Source organism: Amycolatopsis sp. MEPSY49 (assembly GCF_051337345.1).
Classification (GTDB): Bacteria; Actinomycetota; Actinomycetes; order Mycobacteriales; family Pseudonocardiaceae; genus Amycolatopsis.
This window is the reverse complement of sequence record NZ_JBDLYJ010000003.1, coordinates 213,419-228,300: the sequence shown is the minus strand read 5'-3', so window position 1 is coordinate 228,300 and position 14,882 is coordinate 213,419. Positions and strand designations below refer to the sequence as shown.

Sequence of the window (14,882 nt, the reverse complement as noted above, 5' to 3'; positions counted from 1 at the left end):
CCCGATCTTCCGGGAGGATGCCGCACCCCGCGCGCGGCTGTCTGCGGATTTCGCGGCCGGCGGAACCTCAGCCCTGGTAGTCGCGCTGCAGGGTGTTGGTCATGTCGGTGACCACCGCCTGGACGTTGTCGAGCGTCGCCGGCGGGATCATGGCGGCCTCCGTGCCGCCGTCGGCGATCGCCATGCTCAGCACCACGTTGCCCGTGCGGACCGCGGCCCACTGCTCGGAGAACCCGGCCTCGTCGCCCACGTCGGTGGCGAGCCGGACGCCCGAGTGGTCGCCGAGCGCGTCGGTCAGCAGCTGGCTGGCCTTGGTCGCGCCGTCGTCCGCGTCGGAGTCGGTGAACCGGACCACGGCGATCGTCACCAGCCGGTAGTCCTGCAGGTTGGGCTTGCCGCCGCCGAGGTCGCGGGCGAACACGCGCTTGCAGCTGGTGAGGTCGTTGCCCTCGGTCGAGCGGTCCTGGGGGATGACCTTCGCGTCGGCGGTCTTCACCGAGGCGGCCGGGACTTCGACGGTGCCGGGGGCGAGCTGGTTGTGCGCGTTCGGCCCGGGCAGCTTGCAGGCGTCGATCGATTCGGGATAGTGCGCCGCGGCGGACGCCGACTGGCACCCGGCGCACAGAACGGCGGAAGCGAGCACCGGAAGGAGCCACCCTCCGCGGGCAACGCTGGTACGCATAGGTTCCGGACTTTCCGTATTTCTCGAAATTGACTTTCCGGGTCGTCACCGGTCCGGTGATCTTTTCCGGTTCGCCCGCCCGCGCTGCCGCCGACGGTCATCGCACCCTGCCTCACCAGGGAGGCAGCGTCAAGACCAGTCACCCGCGTGGTCCGCCGTGGTCCGGTCGGCGGAAAACGCCTTCGCGTGGGTTCGCGGAAATTCTTCCCGCGGTTTCGCTCTTTCCCGCGGAAAAGCGTCGTTCAATTCACGCAGACGACGCCGTCGGACGTGATCGGCTCGTCGCCGGCGGCCGGGGCGCCGCCCCCGCCGGTGGTGCCGGGTCCGGAGTAGACCGTGCCGAGCACGACCTCGATGTGGCCCGCCGGCACCGCCGCGGACTCCTGCGTCGCCAGCCCGCCCAGCAGCCGCGCGACCTCCGCGCCCGGCTGCGCGAGGTCCGCGCCGAAGCGGACCAGGGACGTCCGGCGCGCGCCGGCGTTCCCGGTCGTGCCCTTGGCGAAGCCGTGTTCGCCCAGGAACCCGGACACGCGGGCCGCGAGGCCGCCCTTGGGGCTCGCGTTGGTGACGTCGACGGTGACCGGGGCGGCCGGCTTCGACGACGACGGCGGAGTCCCGATGAGTCTCGCCGCGAAGGCCTTCACGGCCGCCGGGTCGACCTGCACCGCCGTGGCGCGCGGGTTGTCGGTGTCGTACCGGTAGTCGCGGTTGACGACCGGGATCGTCTCGAACCGGATCCCGCCCCCGCTGACCCCGCGCATCTGCGCGACGAAGTCGAGCAGGTTCCACGAGTCGTCGAGCACGACCGACCGCTTGACGGCGTCGATGAGGTCGGACAGCTTCCCGGGGTTGGTCAGCGTCCCGGCCGACAGCACCTGCCGCGCCAGCCCGGCGAGGAACACCTGCTGCCGCCGGACGCGGGCGAAGTCGGTGCCCGGGAGCCCGTCGCGCTGCCGGACGAAGGCCAGCGCCTCGGCGCCCTGGACCCGCTGCGGCCCGGCCGGGAAGTCCGCGCCGGAGTTCTTGTCCTTCGTGGCTTCCTTGAGGCAGACGTCGACGCCGCCGACCGCCTTGCTGATCTCGTAGAAGCTGAGCAGGTTGACCTCGGCGTAGTGGTCGATCTTGACGCCGGTGAGGTCTTCGACCGCCTGTCGCGTCCCGCGCCGGCCGGCGGTGAGGGCGGCCTTGTTGACCTTGACCTTGTCGGTCTCCCCCGCGTCGCGCTGCCGCTTCGCTTCGGCGGCCTTCGCGCGGCCGAACGCGGCGTTGATCTTGCCCTTCCCGCCGGGCATCGACACGTAGCTGTCACGCGGGATGGAGAACGCTTTCACGTCATGGGTCCCGTTCGGGATCCGCAGCACGATCAGGGTGTCGGTGAGGTCGTCGCCGTTGGCCCCGGCCCGCAGCTCGCGCAGGACGTCCGCGGGAAGCGGGTTCTCCTGCTGGTCGGTCCGGGAGTCCCGGCCGACGAGCAGGATGTCGAGCGACCCGTCGGCGGGCTGCTCGCCGGGCGCCGTGCCGTCTTCGCCGATCACGCTGTCGCGCGTGACGTCGTCGAGGGCGCGGAGGTTCGCGTAGCCGTACCCGGTTCCGCACAGGACCGTGAAGGCGAGCCCGGCGACGGCGATCTTCCCCAGTAGGTGCACGCCCTACCGACGCCGCCGGGCCGCCCTCCGCTGCACGGGTGAGGCAGGTCACACGGGCTCAGCCGAAGAGCTGCACCAGCTTCAGGAAGAGCTGGTACACGCCGTAGCCGAAGGGCAGGACCACCCACGCCCACGCCAGCACGATCAGGGGTACCCGGTTGGGCTTCGTCGCCGGCTCGGTCATCACGCCTCACTCCTCGCGGCCGCGCCCGCGGCGACGGGCTCGTGGTACTTCTCCTTGACCGGGCGGACCAGCTCGTTGGCGACGAAGCCGACCACGAGCAGGCCGATCATGATGTAGAACGACGTCGTGTACAGGTCCGGGCCGGACTTGCCCGCCGCCTTCTCGCCGTCGGCGATCCGGTTGACGATCAGCGGGCCGAGCACGCCGGCCACCGACCACGCGGTGAGCAGCCGGCCGTGGATCGCGCCGACCTGGTAGGTGCCGAAGAGGTCCTTCAGGTACGCCGGGACCGTCGCGAACCCGCCGCCGTAGAAGGACAGGATCACCATCGCGCACAGGATGAACACGAGCTTCGACGAGTTCTGCGTCAACGCGATCACCAGGTACAGCGCCGCGCCGACACCGAGGTAGGTGCGGTAGATGTTCTTGCGCCCCACCAGGTCCGAAGTGGACGACCAGACGAACCGGCCGAGCATGTTGCACAGCGACAGCAGCGCGACGAACCCGGCCGCCGCGGCCGTGCCGACCGGCGTGGACGTGCTCTTGAAGAAGTCCACGATCATCGGCGACGCCTTCTCCAGGATGCCGATGCCCGCGGTGACGTTGAAGCAGAGCACGACCCACAGGCACCAGAACTGCGGCGTCTTGATGGCGTTGGCCGCCGAGACGTTCGCCGTGCTGATCATCGCCTTGCCGTGGTCGGTCTTCGGCTCCCAGCCCGCCGGCTTCCAGTCGTCGGCCGGCACCCGCACGAGCAGCCAGCCCATCGACATGAACGCGGCGTAGACGATGCCGTGCACGAGGAACGCCGTCGCGATGGTGCCCGTGGTGGGCGCGGTGCCGAGCATCGAGGACGACCACGGCGAGGCGATCAGCGCGCCGCCGCCGAAGCCCATGATCGCGATGCCGGTGGCCATGCCCGGCCGGTCCGGGAACCACTTGATGAGCGTGGACACCGGCGAGATGTAGCCGATACCGAGCCCGATGCCGCCGATCCCGCCGTAGCCGACGACCACCAGCCAGAACTGGCCGGTCGCGACGCCGAGGGCGGAGATGAGGAACCCGCTGGCGAAGCAGCACATCGACACGAACATCGCCCAGCGCGGGCCGTTCTTCTCGACGAGCGTGCCGCCGAACGCGGCGGACAGCCCGAGCATGACGATGCCCAGCTGGAACGGCAGCGAGCTCTGCGTCCCGTTGAGGTGCATCGTCTTCTCGAGCGGCGTCTTGAAGACGCTCCACGCGTAGGCCTGCCCGATCGACAGGTGTACCGAAAGGGCCGCCGGCGGCACCAGCCAGCGCGTCCAGCCCGGGGGTGCCACGATCCGGGAACGGTCCAGGAAACCGAGAGCCATCGGATCCCTCTCCTAGAGTGGGGATGATGGAGGGAATGTATTACTAAATACCCGGCGTTGCACCATGCGGGTGTCAAACTTTCCGGCGGAGAAGGGTGTGGGTCATGGGCAGGGTGACCGTGCGCAGGCCGGTGCGGCGGATCTCCGCGACCGGAGACCGGCGCCGCCCCGACGCGCTGGCCGCCGAGGAACCCCTTGAGCTGCGCGTCGGCGGCAAGGCGCTGGCGGTCACGATGCGCACGCCGGGGCACGACGTCGAGCTGGCCCACGGCTTCCTGCTGTCCGAAGGGGTGATCGGCGGCCGGGAGGACATCGCGGTCGCGCGCTACTGCGACGGCGTCGACGACCAGGGCCGCAACACCTACAACGTCCTGGACATCGCGCTGGCCGACGGCGTGCCACCCCCGGACACCGGGGTCGAGCGCAACTTCTACACGACGTCGTCGTGCGGCGTCTGCGGCAAGGCGGCGCTCGACGCGGTCAAGCTCAAGACCCGCTTCTCCCCCGATTCTGCTGCTTTCGCGGTGAAGAGCGAAACGCTTTCGGCGCTGCCCGACGCGTTGCGGGCGCGCCAGAAGGTGTTCGCCAGCACGGGCGGCCTGCACGCGGCGGCGCTGTTCACCCCGGACGGTTCGCTCGCCGTCGTCCGCGAGGACGTCGGCCGGCACAACGCGGTGGACAAGGTGCTGGGCTGGGCGGTCCTGGAGGGTCACGTGCCGGCGCCCGGACACGGCTTGCTGGTGTCCGGGCGGGCGTCGTTCGAGCTGGTGCAGAAGGCCGCGATGGCGGGGATCGGGTTGCTGGCCGCGGTGTCCGCCCCGTCGTCGCTGGCGGTCGAGCTGGCGGAGGAGAACGGCATGACCCTGATCGGCTTCCTCCGCGGCGACTCGATGAACCTCTACACCGGCGACCACCGCGTGCTCGTCTAGGCCGACTCGACCCAGTTGCCGTGGAAGCCGTTCGGCACGCGGTCCGGCAGGTGGATCGCCGCGACCGTCTCCAGCGTGCCCGCGTCCAGCAGCGTCAGGTCGCTGCGCTGCGTCGCCGGGTCGAAGACGAAGCCCATCAGGACGCCGTCGTCCTCGGCCGCGTCCTCATGCGACGGTGCGAACACGAACTCGCCCGGCTGGCGTCCCGCGCCGAACGCGCGTTCCTGGCGGGCACCCGTGTGGAAGTCGTGCTTGAACAGTGACCCGCCGGGGTTCGCGCCGCCGTCGGCCGACATCGCGTAGCCGTAGCGGTGCTTGCGGCCGACCAGGCGCTCGTCCACGCGCGGGAACTCCTGGCCGCGGTCGTCGAGGCGCTCCTCGATGACCTTGCCCGCGGTCAGGTCGACCGTCCAGCGGTCCAGCGTCGGGCCGCCCTCGTCCGGGCCGTGCAGCTCGCGGTCGAACATCCGCGGGTGCCGGACGACGTCCAGCACGATCGAGTCGCCGTCGTCGTAGGCGTTGAGCGGGTGGAAGACGTAGCACGGCTCGACGTCGAACCAGCGGACGTCGCCGTTGCCGCCCTCGCGCGGCATCACGCCGATCCGCGCCGGGTACTTCGGGTCCCAGCGGTACGGCAGGCCGCCGTTCGCGCCGATCTTGCGCGTCATCATCGCCGTCACCGGGTCCGGCACGCGCACCTTGCCGACCATCGCCGAGACGACCAGCTTCGCCGGCGTCCGCAGCGCGCTCGGCACGCTGGCGGCGACCGCCATCTCGGCGTTGAACGTCACCGGCAGGTCGTAGAACACGACGTGCTTCTCGGTCAGGGAGAAGTCGTGCATCATCGGCGACCCGGTCACCTCGACGTCGACCGTGCGGCGCGCGCGGCCCTGCGCGTCGATCACCGAGTACTGGACCTTGTTGCCCATGCCGAAGAAGTACGAGACGGCGTGCAGCTCGCCGGTGCGCGGGTCGCGCTTGGGGTGGGCGGTGTAGCCGCCGGGCAGCGTGCCGTCGAAGTCGCAGCGGCCGACCGTGTCGAGCTCGTCGGTCAGCTCGTAGATCGGCGCGCCCGCCTCGACCAGGGCGAGGGTCTTGCCCGCGTGGCCGATCACGTTGGTGTTGGCGCCCAGCGCGTCCAGCCCGCAGAAGCGGCTCGGGTCCTCGCCGTCCAGCGTCGCCGCGACGGCCGGGTTGCGGACCCAGCGGTTGCGGTACCACTCGGCCTTGCCGTCGCGCAGGCGCACGCCGTGGACCATGCCGTCGCCCATGAACCAGTGGTAGGCCGCCGGGTCCACTTCGGACAGCGGGTTGGGCCCGTTGCGCAGGTAGCGGCCGTCGAGGAAGTCCGGGATGCGCCCGGTGACGGCCAGCTCGGTGATCGTGTGCTCCCGGCTCACCGGGGCGAAGTTGCCTTCGAGGAACTTGTTGCCCATGCCGACCCCTCCAGAGTTGCCATAACTCAGTTATGAACCCATTTATAACAGGGTTATGAGATACTGGCAAGCATGAGCCCCAAACCGCGCGCGAACGACGTCAAGGAGCGGCTCGTCCAGGCCGCCATCCGGCTGCTCGACGAGGGCGGCCCCGAAGCCCTGCAGGCCCGCAAGCTGGCGGCGGAGGTCGGTGTCTCGACGATGGCCGTGTACACGCATTTCGGGGGCATGGCCGCGCTGGTCGACGAGGTCGCGCGCACGGGGTTCGTCCGGCTGAGCACGTGGCTGGCCCAGGTCGGCGAGACCGACGACCCGGTGGCCGACATCTTCAGCCTCGCGCGCACCTACCGGCAGGCGGTCGCCGAGCAGCCGCAGCTGTTCGCGGTGACGTTCGGCCAGTCCGCGCCGGGCGGCAAGCGGGCGACGCTGTCCGACCTCACCACCGAGGAGGGCCGCGAAGCCGCTCAAGAGGGCCTGGAGGCGTTCGACCACATCGTCCGGGCGACCGAGCGGGCCATCGAGGCCGGCCGGTTCCGGCCCGCCGACAAGTACCAGGCCGCCGCGCAGCTGTGGAGCGCGCTGCACGGCTTCGTCACGCTCGAGGCGTCGGGCCACTTCGGGGCCGCCGAGCAGGGCATCGACCACATTTTGATACCCCTGGGGATCACCCTCGCGGTGGGTCTCGGGGACACTGTGAAGCAGGCGGAACGCTCGACCGAGGCCGCGAAGGCGGCTTGGCGCGCGAGAAACCGAAACGCCGGGCAGGGTGGGAACGACTACTGAAGTGTTCGTTACCAATCCGACTACAGTTACGGCCGATGGCTTTTGCAGCGACGCTCACCCGCCGCTCAAGGGTCGGCCTGCTTCCGGTCGGATTGGCAACCCGGCGAACAGGGACGCGAGGGGAACGCGGAGCGGGTGCGCGGCGTCCCAAGAACAGCAGGCGGGGGACGGAGACAGGTGAACGAGGAAAACGGGGAGCGACCTCCGGGCGAGCCCTTGATCCCGGAGACGGTCGGGGCGGCCGCGGTCCGGGACGCACGGCGGTGGCTGTCGCGCCGGTCCGTGCTGATCGCGGGCGCGTCCGGGCTGGCCGTGGGCGGTCTGGCTCTCGGCACCGCGACCGGCAAGCTGCCCTTCAGCCAGGCCCTGCAGCGCACGCTGGGCGTGACGTCGTCGAACCCGACGACCCAGCTGGGCAGCACCCGCGTCGAGCGCGTGTACTCCCAGGCGCGTGGCCGGATGGTCGACCTGGTGTTCATCCTGCCGTCGAAGACCCCGCCGAAGGGTCTGCCGATGTCACTGATGCTGCACGGCCTGCACGGCAACGCCCGCAGCGCGGCCCCGACCGGCACGCTCAAGCAGCTGGCCAGCGACGTCGCCCGCAAGGCGGTCCCGGCGTTCGGCTTCGTGGCCGTCGACGGCGGGGACAACTACTGGCACGAGGTGCACCCGGGCGACGACCCGATGGCGATGATCCTCGAGGAGGTCCCGCAGTGGCTGCGGGCCCGCGGTTTCGCCGGCGACACGGGGCAGCCGTTCGCCTGCACGGGCGTCTCGATGGGCGGGTTCGGCGCGCTGGTGTACACGCGCCGCCGGGTGGAACGGCGCCAGCCGCCGGCCGCGGTCGCGACACTGGCCCCGGCACTGATCCTGTCCTGGCAGGAAATGGCCAAGCGGCACATTTTCACCGGCCTCAACGACTGGACGGCGCTCGACCCGCTGCGCCACATCGACGAGACGAAGAGCGTGGCCAACGGCATCTGGTGCGGCACGGAGGACCCGTTCATCACGGGAGTGCGCCGCTACATCGACGCGGCCCACCCGGCGGTGGCCCACACGGCCCACGGCAAGCACGGCGACCCGTTCAACCGTACGGTGGTGCCGAGCTTGATCAGCTTCCTCGGCAAGCACGTGCCCCGCAAGGACTGACCCGCGCCCGGCCCCGGTGCCATGAACGACCCTTTCCTGCCATCGGACGTCATGAACGAGTCGTTCATGACGTCCGATGAGGCCCTCGAAGGTGCCCCGCACGGACTGACGCCGGCGCCTCAGCGGCTGAAGTGGACCCGGGTCGTCGTGCGGCCCGGGACCCAGTACGTGCGGACCAGGTCCGCCAGCCGGTTCACCAGCAGCAACCCGCGGCCGCCCGGCGTGGTCGCCGCCGGGGGGACGCGGCCGGCCAGCGGGTCGGTGATCGTGCCCGCGTCCGTCACCTCGGCGACCACCTGCTCCTCCTCCGGCCACAGCCGCAGGACGCCCTTGCCACCGCCGTACAGCACGCTGTTCGTGATCAGCTCGGCGATCGCCAGGGCGAAGTCGTCGCGGCGGGGGCGGCGCAGGCCGTGGCGGGCGGCCCAGATCTCGGCGAACCCGCGCAGCGATGCCAGCTGCCCGATGTCGAACGTCCGCTCGACCACACCCACGGGCGGTACGAGCGGCCGTCTGAAGTCCGCGCGCACGCCGTCGGGGTCGAAGCGGGGGCTGATGAACGGTCCCGCCAGGCCCCACAGCTCGGGGTGGGTGCGCTCGGCGTCGGCCAGCACCGACGGGGGCAGCGCCGCGACGTCGTACGGGCAGAGCACGGCCAGGTCGCGGCCCGCGAACGCGTTGTTGATCAGCGCCTCGTGCTCGACGCAGGCCGGGTACTCGTCATCGGTGCGGCCGGCCCAGATCGGCTCGCCCACGATCCGCACCGGGCCGTCGTGCTCCCCCGCGAAGGCGTGCAGCACCGACGGCAGGATGGCGCCGGGGTTGCGGCCCGCGCGGGACATGTCGATCAGCCGGACTTCGCCCGCCCGGTCTTCCAATGCCTTTTCGATGAGCAGCAGGTTGCGCCCGGGAACGGCGACGGCCACGGGTTCGCCCCGGTCGAGGCCTTCGAGGAGGTACGGAACGACACCGTCCAAGTACTCGGTGTCACCGCGGTAGAAGAGTGCGGGATGCCGGAACGGTCTGAGGGCATCTACCACGGGACAGACTTACCCACGGCCCCGCGGGTTCAAACGGGCCGGCTGGCGGGATTCACTCGACCCAGCGACCGACGACCGAGATCAGCCAGAAGCCGACCATGGCCGCGACGGCGAACAGCAGCACCCAGTTGCCCAGCGCGCGCCGGTCGGTCACGCCGCGGGCCCGCCAGAGGCCGTAGCCGGCGACGAGGAACAGCGGCACCGGGATCAGCGGCAACGGCGACAGCCGGGACACCACGGCCACGACGCACGCGCCCGTGCACACGGCCAGCACGCCCATCAGCACCCGGTTCAGCCACGGGTACCGCTCGGCCGCCGACGCGATGACGCGTTCGCTCAGCTCACGGAACCCGAGGACCGGCCCGGCGGCCACCGGCGCCGGTTCCGGGGGCGGCGGTGCCTGCACGCCACCGGCGGGGGCGGCGCCCCCACCGGTGACCGGCACAGAGTCTGCAGTCATTCAGCTTTCCTGTCGGGTCTCCGGCCCGGGTGGCCCGGAGACGCCCGGCCTCAGGCCGACTTCTCGCCGCGCTCGCTGCGCGTGCGCCGCGTCGGCTGCCGGGCGACGATCGTCGGGTTCACGTTCTCCCGGACGGTCTGCTCGGTGATGACGACCTTCGCCACGTCGTCGCGGCTCGGGATGTCGTACATCACCGGCTGGAGCACTTCTTCCATGATGGCGCGCAGCCCGCGGGCACCGGTCCCGCGCAGGACCGCCTGGTCGGCGATGGCCTCGAGCGCGGTCTTGGTGAACTCGAGCTCCACGTTGTCCATCTCGAAGAGCTTCTTGTACTGCTTCACCAGGGCGTTGCGCGGCTGGGTCAGGATGTTGACCAGCGAGTCCTTGTCCAGGTGGTTGACCGTCGCCACGACCGGGAGCCGGCCGATGAACTCCGGGATCAGCCCGAACTTGATCAGGTCCTCGGGCATGGTGTCGGAGAAGACGTCGCTCTCCTCGATCTCGGACTTGGTGCGGATCTCCGCGCCGAAACCGAGGCCGCGCTTGCCGACCCGCTCGTTGATGATCTTCTCCAGCCCGGCGAACGCGCCGGCCACGATGAACAGCACGTTCGTCGTGTCGATCTGGATGAACTCCTGGTGCGGGTGCTTGCGGCCGCCCTGCGGCGGGACCGAGGCGGTGGTGCCCTCGAGGATCTTCAGCAGGGCCTGCTGCACGCCCTCGCCGGAGACGTCCCGCGTGATCGACGGGTTTTCGCTCTTCCGGGCGATCTTGTCGACCTCGTCGATGTAGATGATCCCGGTCTCGGCCCGCTTGACGTCGTAGTCCGCCGCCTGGATGAGCTTGAGCAGGATGTTCTCGACGTCCTCGCCGACGTACCCGGCCTCGGTCAGCGCCGTGGCGTCCGCGATCGCGAACGGCACGTTGAGCAGCTTCGCCAGCGTCTGCGCGAGGTAGGTCTTGCCGCACCCGGTGGGGCCGAGCATCAGGATGTTCGACTTCGCGAGCTCGACCGACTCCTCCTTGGAGTCCTTCGGCCCGGCCTTGTCGTCCGCCTGGATCCGCTTGTAGTGGTTGTAGACCGCTACCGCGAGCGTCCGCTTGGCGTCGTCCTGGCCGATGATGTACTGCTCGAGGAACTCGTGGATGTCGGCGGGCTTGGGCAGCTCGTCGAGCTTGACGTCGCCGGCCTCGGCCAGCTCCTCCTCGATGATCTCATTGCAGAGGTCGATGCACTCATCGCAGATGTAGACCCCGGGGCCGGCAATGAGCTTCTTCACCTGCTTCTGGCTCTTCCCGCAGAAAGAACACTTCAGCAGGTCTCCGCCGTCACCGATCCGTGCCATGGCCGTTGACCTCGTCCCCTCCGGCGCGCGGTCGGCGCGCCTGACGTGTGTTGCGACGGTGCGACCCCCGGTCACGGACGACCGAGTGGAGCCTCACGCATTGCCACTGACGGTACCCGTCCGATGCCGTGGGCGGGAACACCCACAGGCGCCGGGAGCACGTCAGAGGACGACCCTAAACCAGAGTGCCGGTGTATGTCGTCTCCTCGACACACACCGGCCTGGCGGATCTACAGAGCCGACGCCTTCCGGTACGGCAGCACCTCGTCGATGATGCCGTACGCCTTGGCCTCCTCGGCCGTCAGGATCTTGTCGCGCTCGATGTCGGTCCGGATCTGGTCCGGGTCCTTGTTCGTGTGCTTCGCCAGGATGACCTCCATCTGGCGCCGCACCCGCTGGATCTCGTTCGCCTGGATCTCCAGGTCGGAGACCTGGCCGTAGGTGCCCTCGGTGGCGGGCTGGTGGATCAGCACGCGCGAGTTCGGCAGCGCGTAGCGCTTGCCCGGCGTGCCGGCCGCCAGCAGCACCGCGGCGGCCGAGGCGGCCTGGCCGAGGCAGTACGTCTGGATGTCCGGGCGGACGAACTGCATGGTGTCGTAGATCGCCATCAGCGAGGTGAAGGAACCACCCGGCGAGTTGATGTAGACCAGGATGTCGCGGTCCGGGTCCTCGTGCTCGAGGTGCAGCAGCTGGGCCATCACGTCGTTGGCCGACGCGTCGTCCACCTGGACGCCGAGGAAGATGACCCGCTCTTCGTAGAGCTTGTTGTACGGGTTCGACTCCTTGACGCCGTAGCTGGTCCGCTCCACGTACGACGGCAGGATGTACCGCGACTGGGGCGTGCTCGGGGCCTGGAAGTCACCCGGGAGCCGGAAGTTGCTCATGATCGAGTCTCCTGTGTGCTTCGCGCTCAGTTCGAGCCCGGACGGGCGATGTCGGCGGTGAGGACGTGGTCCACGAACCCGTAGTCCTTCGCCTCCTGCGCGGTGAACCAGCGGTCGCGGTCCCCGTCCTTGATGATCTGCTCGACCGTCTGGCCGGTCTGGTCGGCCGTGATCTTGGCCAGCTCCTGCTTCCACTTGTTGAACAGGTCGGCCTGGATCGCGATGTCCGACGCCGTGCCGCCGACGCCCGCCGACGGCTGGTGCATCAGGATGCGCGCGTGCGGGAGCGCGTAGCGCTTGCCCGGCTTGCCCGAGGAGAGCAGGAACTGCCCCATCGAGGCCGCCATGCCCATCGCGTAGGTCGCGACGTCCGGGCGGATGAGCTGCATGGTGTCGTAGATCGCGAACCCGGCGGTGACCGAACCGCCCGGCGAGTTGATGTAGAAGCGGATGTCGGACTCGGCGTCGTCGGCGTCGAGCAGCAACAGCTGCGCGGTGATCCGGTTGGCGACCTCGTCGTTGACCTCGGAACCGAGGACGACGATGCGCTCCTGGAGCAACCGCTCGAACACCGAGTCGGTGAGGTTGAGCCCTGCGGTGCCGGTCCGCGCCTCGGGCGTGTGCTGCGTCACGTCTGCCTGCCTTTTCGCCGGCGGCGGCCCGGTGCTGACGGCCGCCGCTGTCGTTTCAGATGCTTGAGATCTTGTATCCGACCCTAACGAACTCGGGCGGTGCAGAATGCCTGACACCGCCCAAGTTCGCTCACAGCTTCACTCCGCCGGAGTCTTCGCCGCCTCGTCGGTGACCTGCGTCTCCTGGGTTGCCTCGTCGGCGGCCGGCTCTTCGGAGCCGAACAGCTCCGTGAGGTCGACCTCGGCGCCGGAGCCGTCGGTCACGGTGGTCTTGCGGACCACCGAGGCGAGGGCCTTGCCGCGCCGGACGTCGGCGTAGATGGCGGTCAGCTGGCCGGACTGCTGGGCGCGCTGGACGTACTCGTCCGGGCTGATCCCGAAGCGCTGGGCCTGGTAGATGATCCGCTCGGTGAGCTCGCCGTCGTTGACCGAGACCTCTTCCTTGTCGGCGATGGTGTCCAGCAGCAGCTGCGTGCGGACGGCCTTCTCCGACTCGGTGCGGGTCTCGGCGTCGAACTCCTCGAGCGTGCGGCCTTCGGCCTCGAGGGCCTGCGCGAACTGGGCCTCGTCGTGGTCGAACGGGTGGATCGCGTCGTGCTTGCGGTTCTCGATCTCGGCGTCGAGGACCTTCTCCGGGATCGGCACCTCGGTGCGCTCCAGGAGCTCGTCGAGCACCTTGTCGCGGGCCTGGACGCCCTGCTGCATCTTCTTGACGCGGCCGAGGCGCTCGCGCAGGTCGCCCTTGAGCTCTTCGATCGTGTCGAACTCGCTGGCCATCTGGGCGAACTCGTCGTCGGCCTCGGGCAGCTCGCGCTGCTTGACCGACTGGACGGTCACGGTCACCTCGGCGTCCTTGCCGGCGTGCTCACCGGCGACGAGCTGGGTGGTGAACGTCTTGGTCTCGCCGGCGTTGGCGCCGACGATCGCCTCGTCGATGCCGTCGACGAGCTGGCCGGAGCCGATCTCGTAGGACAGCCCGGTGGTGCTCGCCTCCTCGACGGCCTCGCCGTCGACGGTGGCGGACAGGTCGATCGAGACGAAGTCGCCGGTCTCGGCCGGGCGGTCGACGCCGGTCAGCGTGCCGAAGCGGGCGCGCAGCTCGTCGAGCTGCTCGTCGACCTCGGCGTCGGTCAGCTCGACGTCGTCGACGGTGACCGCGAAGCCGTCCAGGTCGGGCAGCTCGATCTCCGGGCGCACGTCGACCTCGGCGGTGAACTCGAGGACGTCGCGGTCTTCGAGCTTGGTCACGTCGAACTCGGGGTTGCCGAGCGTGCGGACCTCGTTCTCGCGAACGGCCTCGATGTACTTGGCCGGGATGGCCTCGTTGACGACCTCGTCGAGCACCGGGCCGCGCCCGATCCGGCTTTCCAGGACGCGAGCGGGCGCCTTGCCGGGCCGGAAGCCCGGGATGCGCACCTGCTGGGCGATCTTGCGGTAGGCGCGGTCGAAGTTCGGCTTCAACTCGTCGAACGGCACCTCGACATTGATCTTGACTCGCGTCGGGCTCAGCTGCTCGACGGTGCTCTTCAAGGTCTTCTCCTCGAGCGGTAACGATTGTGTAGGACAATCCTGCGGAAATGGCCCCAGGTCACCTGCAGACCGGGACGTCCGAGTCTAGGCCAGTGGCCTCCGCCCTCGGGGCGGGGGCCACCTGCGGCGTCACCGCCGAGGCACGGACCGGCGTCACCGGGGTTCAGGGCCGCAGCATCCGGCCGATCACCCAGCGCATCTGGCCCGCCGCGTACTCCGCCGAGCCGCTGGGTTGCACCAGGTGCGACAGCAGCAGCCGCATCCACGCCTCGACCGCCACCGCCCACTCCGACGAGGTCAGCGGGACCCCCGGGTAGGTGCGCGCGAACACCGCCGCGACCGCTTCGACGGCCCGGCCCAGCACGGCTTCGGGCTGCGACGTGAGCAGCGGGAGGAAGTCCTCCCGGCCGCCCTGCGCGCCGCCGAGCGCGACCTCGACCAGCGGATTCGCGTGCGCCGCTTCGAGCGTGTGCCGGAACGCCGCCGTGACGCCCTCGACCGGGTCGTCCGGCTGGGCCGCGACGTCGTCGGTCACGCGCTCGACGAAGCGGTCCGTCTCGCGCAGCATCAGCGCCTTGGCGAGCTCGGCCTTGGAGCCCAGTTCGTTGTAGACGGTCTGCCTGCTCACGCCGACCCGCGCGGCCAGCTTGCCCATGGTGACGGCGGCCCAGCCGTCGGCCTCGATGACGTCGGCCGCCGCGGCCAGCAGCTTCTCCCGGGTCCGCGCCGGCGCCGGGTGGGTGACCGCCTTCACACGGCGAGCTTACCCGCCGGTTGCGTCTCGCTGGCCGACACCTTTTTTCGGGGCCTGCTGTAACGTTTACAA

The 14,882-nt window shown here is 70.0% G+C and carries 15 protein-coding genes; 3 read left to right on the top strand and 12 right to left on the bottom strand.

Features of this window, described 5'->3' with window-relative positions; all coding sequences use genetic code 11:
- Nucleotides 1-67 precede the first annotated feature (67 nt).
- The 4 genes from ABFJ78_RS15730 to ABFJ78_RS15715 all read right to left on the bottom strand — a co-directional run bounded on the left by ABFJ78_RS15730 (nt 68) and on the right by ABFJ78_RS15715 (nt 3,867).
- Nucleotides 68-643 (bottom strand): hypothetical protein, encoded by a 576-nt coding sequence (locus tag ABFJ78_RS15730; RefSeq protein WP_436387071.1) that lies wholly within the window; start codon nt 641-643, stop codon nt 68-70.
- 281 nt (nt 644-924) lie between these two features.
- The gene (locus tag ABFJ78_RS15725) at nt 925-2,328 is read right to left on the bottom strand and encodes an LCP family protein (protein WP_436387069.1); all 1,404 of its coding nucleotides are present in this window, start codon (nt 2,326-2,328) and stop codon (nt 925-927) included.
- Between the two features lie 58 nt (nt 2,329-2,386).
- The gene (locus ABFJ78_RS15720; protein WP_436387787.1) at nt 2,387-2,512 is read right to left on the bottom strand and encodes an MFS transporter small subunit; all 126 of its coding nucleotides are present in this window, start codon (nt 2,510-2,512) and stop codon (nt 2,387-2,389) included.
- Nucleotides 2,512-3,867: an L-lactate MFS transporter gene (locus tag ABFJ78_RS15715; protein ID WP_436387067.1), complete on the bottom strand. Its 1,356-nt coding sequence runs from the start codon at nt 3,865-3,867 to the stop codon at nt 2,512-2,514. The genes ABFJ78_RS15720 and ABFJ78_RS15715 overlap by 1 nt, the downstream gene beginning before the upstream one ends.
- A gap of 104 nt (nt 3,868-3,971) precedes the next feature.
- Here ABFJ78_RS15715 and fdhD point away from each other — a divergent pair, with 104 nt between their 5' ends.
- Nucleotides 3,972-4,796 carry a formate dehydrogenase accessory sulfurtransferase FdhD gene (gene fdhD, locus ABFJ78_RS15710; protein WP_436387066.1) on the top strand — a complete coding sequence of 275 codons (825 nt, stop codon included), beginning with the start codon at nt 3,972-3,974 and terminating at the stop codon, nt 4,794-4,796.
- On the opposite strand, the gene ABFJ78_RS15705 is transcribed toward fdhD, so the two are convergent.
- A complete protein-coding gene (locus tag ABFJ78_RS15705; protein WP_436387064.1) occupies nt 4,793-6,232 on the bottom strand; it encodes a carotenoid oxygenase family protein in 1,440 nt (479 codons plus the stop codon). The two genes, fdhD and ABFJ78_RS15705, sit on opposite strands and share 4 nt — an antisense overlap.
- Before the next feature lie 72 nt (nt 6,233-6,304).
- Between ABFJ78_RS15705 and ABFJ78_RS15700 the strand changes: the two genes are divergently transcribed.
- Together ABFJ78_RS15700 and ABFJ78_RS15695 are read left to right on the top strand one after the other, a co-directional pair.
- Nucleotides 6,305-7,015 (top strand): TetR/AcrR family transcriptional regulator, encoded by a 711-nt coding sequence (locus ABFJ78_RS15700; protein WP_436387062.1) that lies wholly within the window; start codon nt 6,305-6,307, stop codon nt 7,013-7,015.
- A gap of 216 nt (nt 7,016-7,231) precedes the next feature.
- A complete protein-coding gene (locus ABFJ78_RS15695; RefSeq protein WP_436387786.1) occupies nt 7,232-8,164 on the top strand; it encodes an alpha/beta hydrolase in 933 nt (310 codons plus the stop codon).
- Between the two features lie 119 nt (nt 8,165-8,283).
- On the opposite strand, the gene ABFJ78_RS15690 is transcribed toward ABFJ78_RS15695, so the two are convergent.
- The 7 genes from ABFJ78_RS15690 to ABFJ78_RS15660 all read right to left on the bottom strand — a co-directional run bounded on the left by ABFJ78_RS15690 (nt 8,284) and on the right by ABFJ78_RS15660 (nt 14,810).
- Nucleotides 8,284-9,204 (bottom strand): anti-sigma factor RsbA family regulatory protein, encoded by a 921-nt coding sequence (locus tag ABFJ78_RS15690; RefSeq protein WP_436387060.1) that lies wholly within the window; start codon nt 9,202-9,204, stop codon nt 8,284-8,286.
- A gap of 52 nt (nt 9,205-9,256) precedes the next feature.
- Nucleotides 9,257-9,664: a hypothetical protein gene (locus ABFJ78_RS15685; protein WP_436387059.1), complete on the bottom strand. Its 408-nt coding sequence runs from the start codon at nt 9,662-9,664 to the stop codon at nt 9,257-9,259.
- Nucleotides 9,665-9,714: 50 nt separating this feature from the next.
- The gene (gene clpX / locus ABFJ78_RS15680; RefSeq protein WP_364455901.1) at nt 9,715-11,010 is read right to left on the bottom strand and encodes an ATP-dependent Clp protease ATP-binding subunit ClpX; all 1,296 of its coding nucleotides are present in this window, start codon (nt 11,008-11,010) and stop codon (nt 9,715-9,717) included.
- A gap of 230 nt (nt 11,011-11,240) precedes the next feature.
- Nucleotides 11,241-11,894 (bottom strand): ATP-dependent Clp protease proteolytic subunit, encoded by a 654-nt coding sequence (locus ABFJ78_RS15675; RefSeq protein WP_400904401.1) that lies wholly within the window; start codon nt 11,892-11,894, stop codon nt 11,241-11,243.
- A 26-nt stretch (nt 11,895-11,920) separates the two neighbouring features.
- The gene (locus ABFJ78_RS15670; RefSeq protein WP_436387057.1) at nt 11,921-12,526 is read right to left on the bottom strand and encodes a ClpP family protease; all 606 of its coding nucleotides are present in this window, start codon (nt 12,524-12,526) and stop codon (nt 11,921-11,923) included.
- Nucleotides 12,527-12,664: 138 nt separating this feature from the next.
- Nucleotides 12,665-14,056 (bottom strand): trigger factor, encoded by a 1,392-nt coding sequence (gene tig / locus ABFJ78_RS15665; RefSeq protein WP_436387055.1) that lies wholly within the window; start codon nt 14,054-14,056, stop codon nt 12,665-12,667.
- Between the two features lie 163 nt (nt 14,057-14,219).
- Nucleotides 14,220-14,810, bottom strand: a complete 591-nt coding sequence (locus ABFJ78_RS15660) for a TetR family transcriptional regulator (protein ID WP_436387054.1) — start codon at nt 14,808-14,810, stop codon at nt 14,220-14,222.
- Nucleotides 14,811-14,882: the final 72 nt, after the last annotated feature.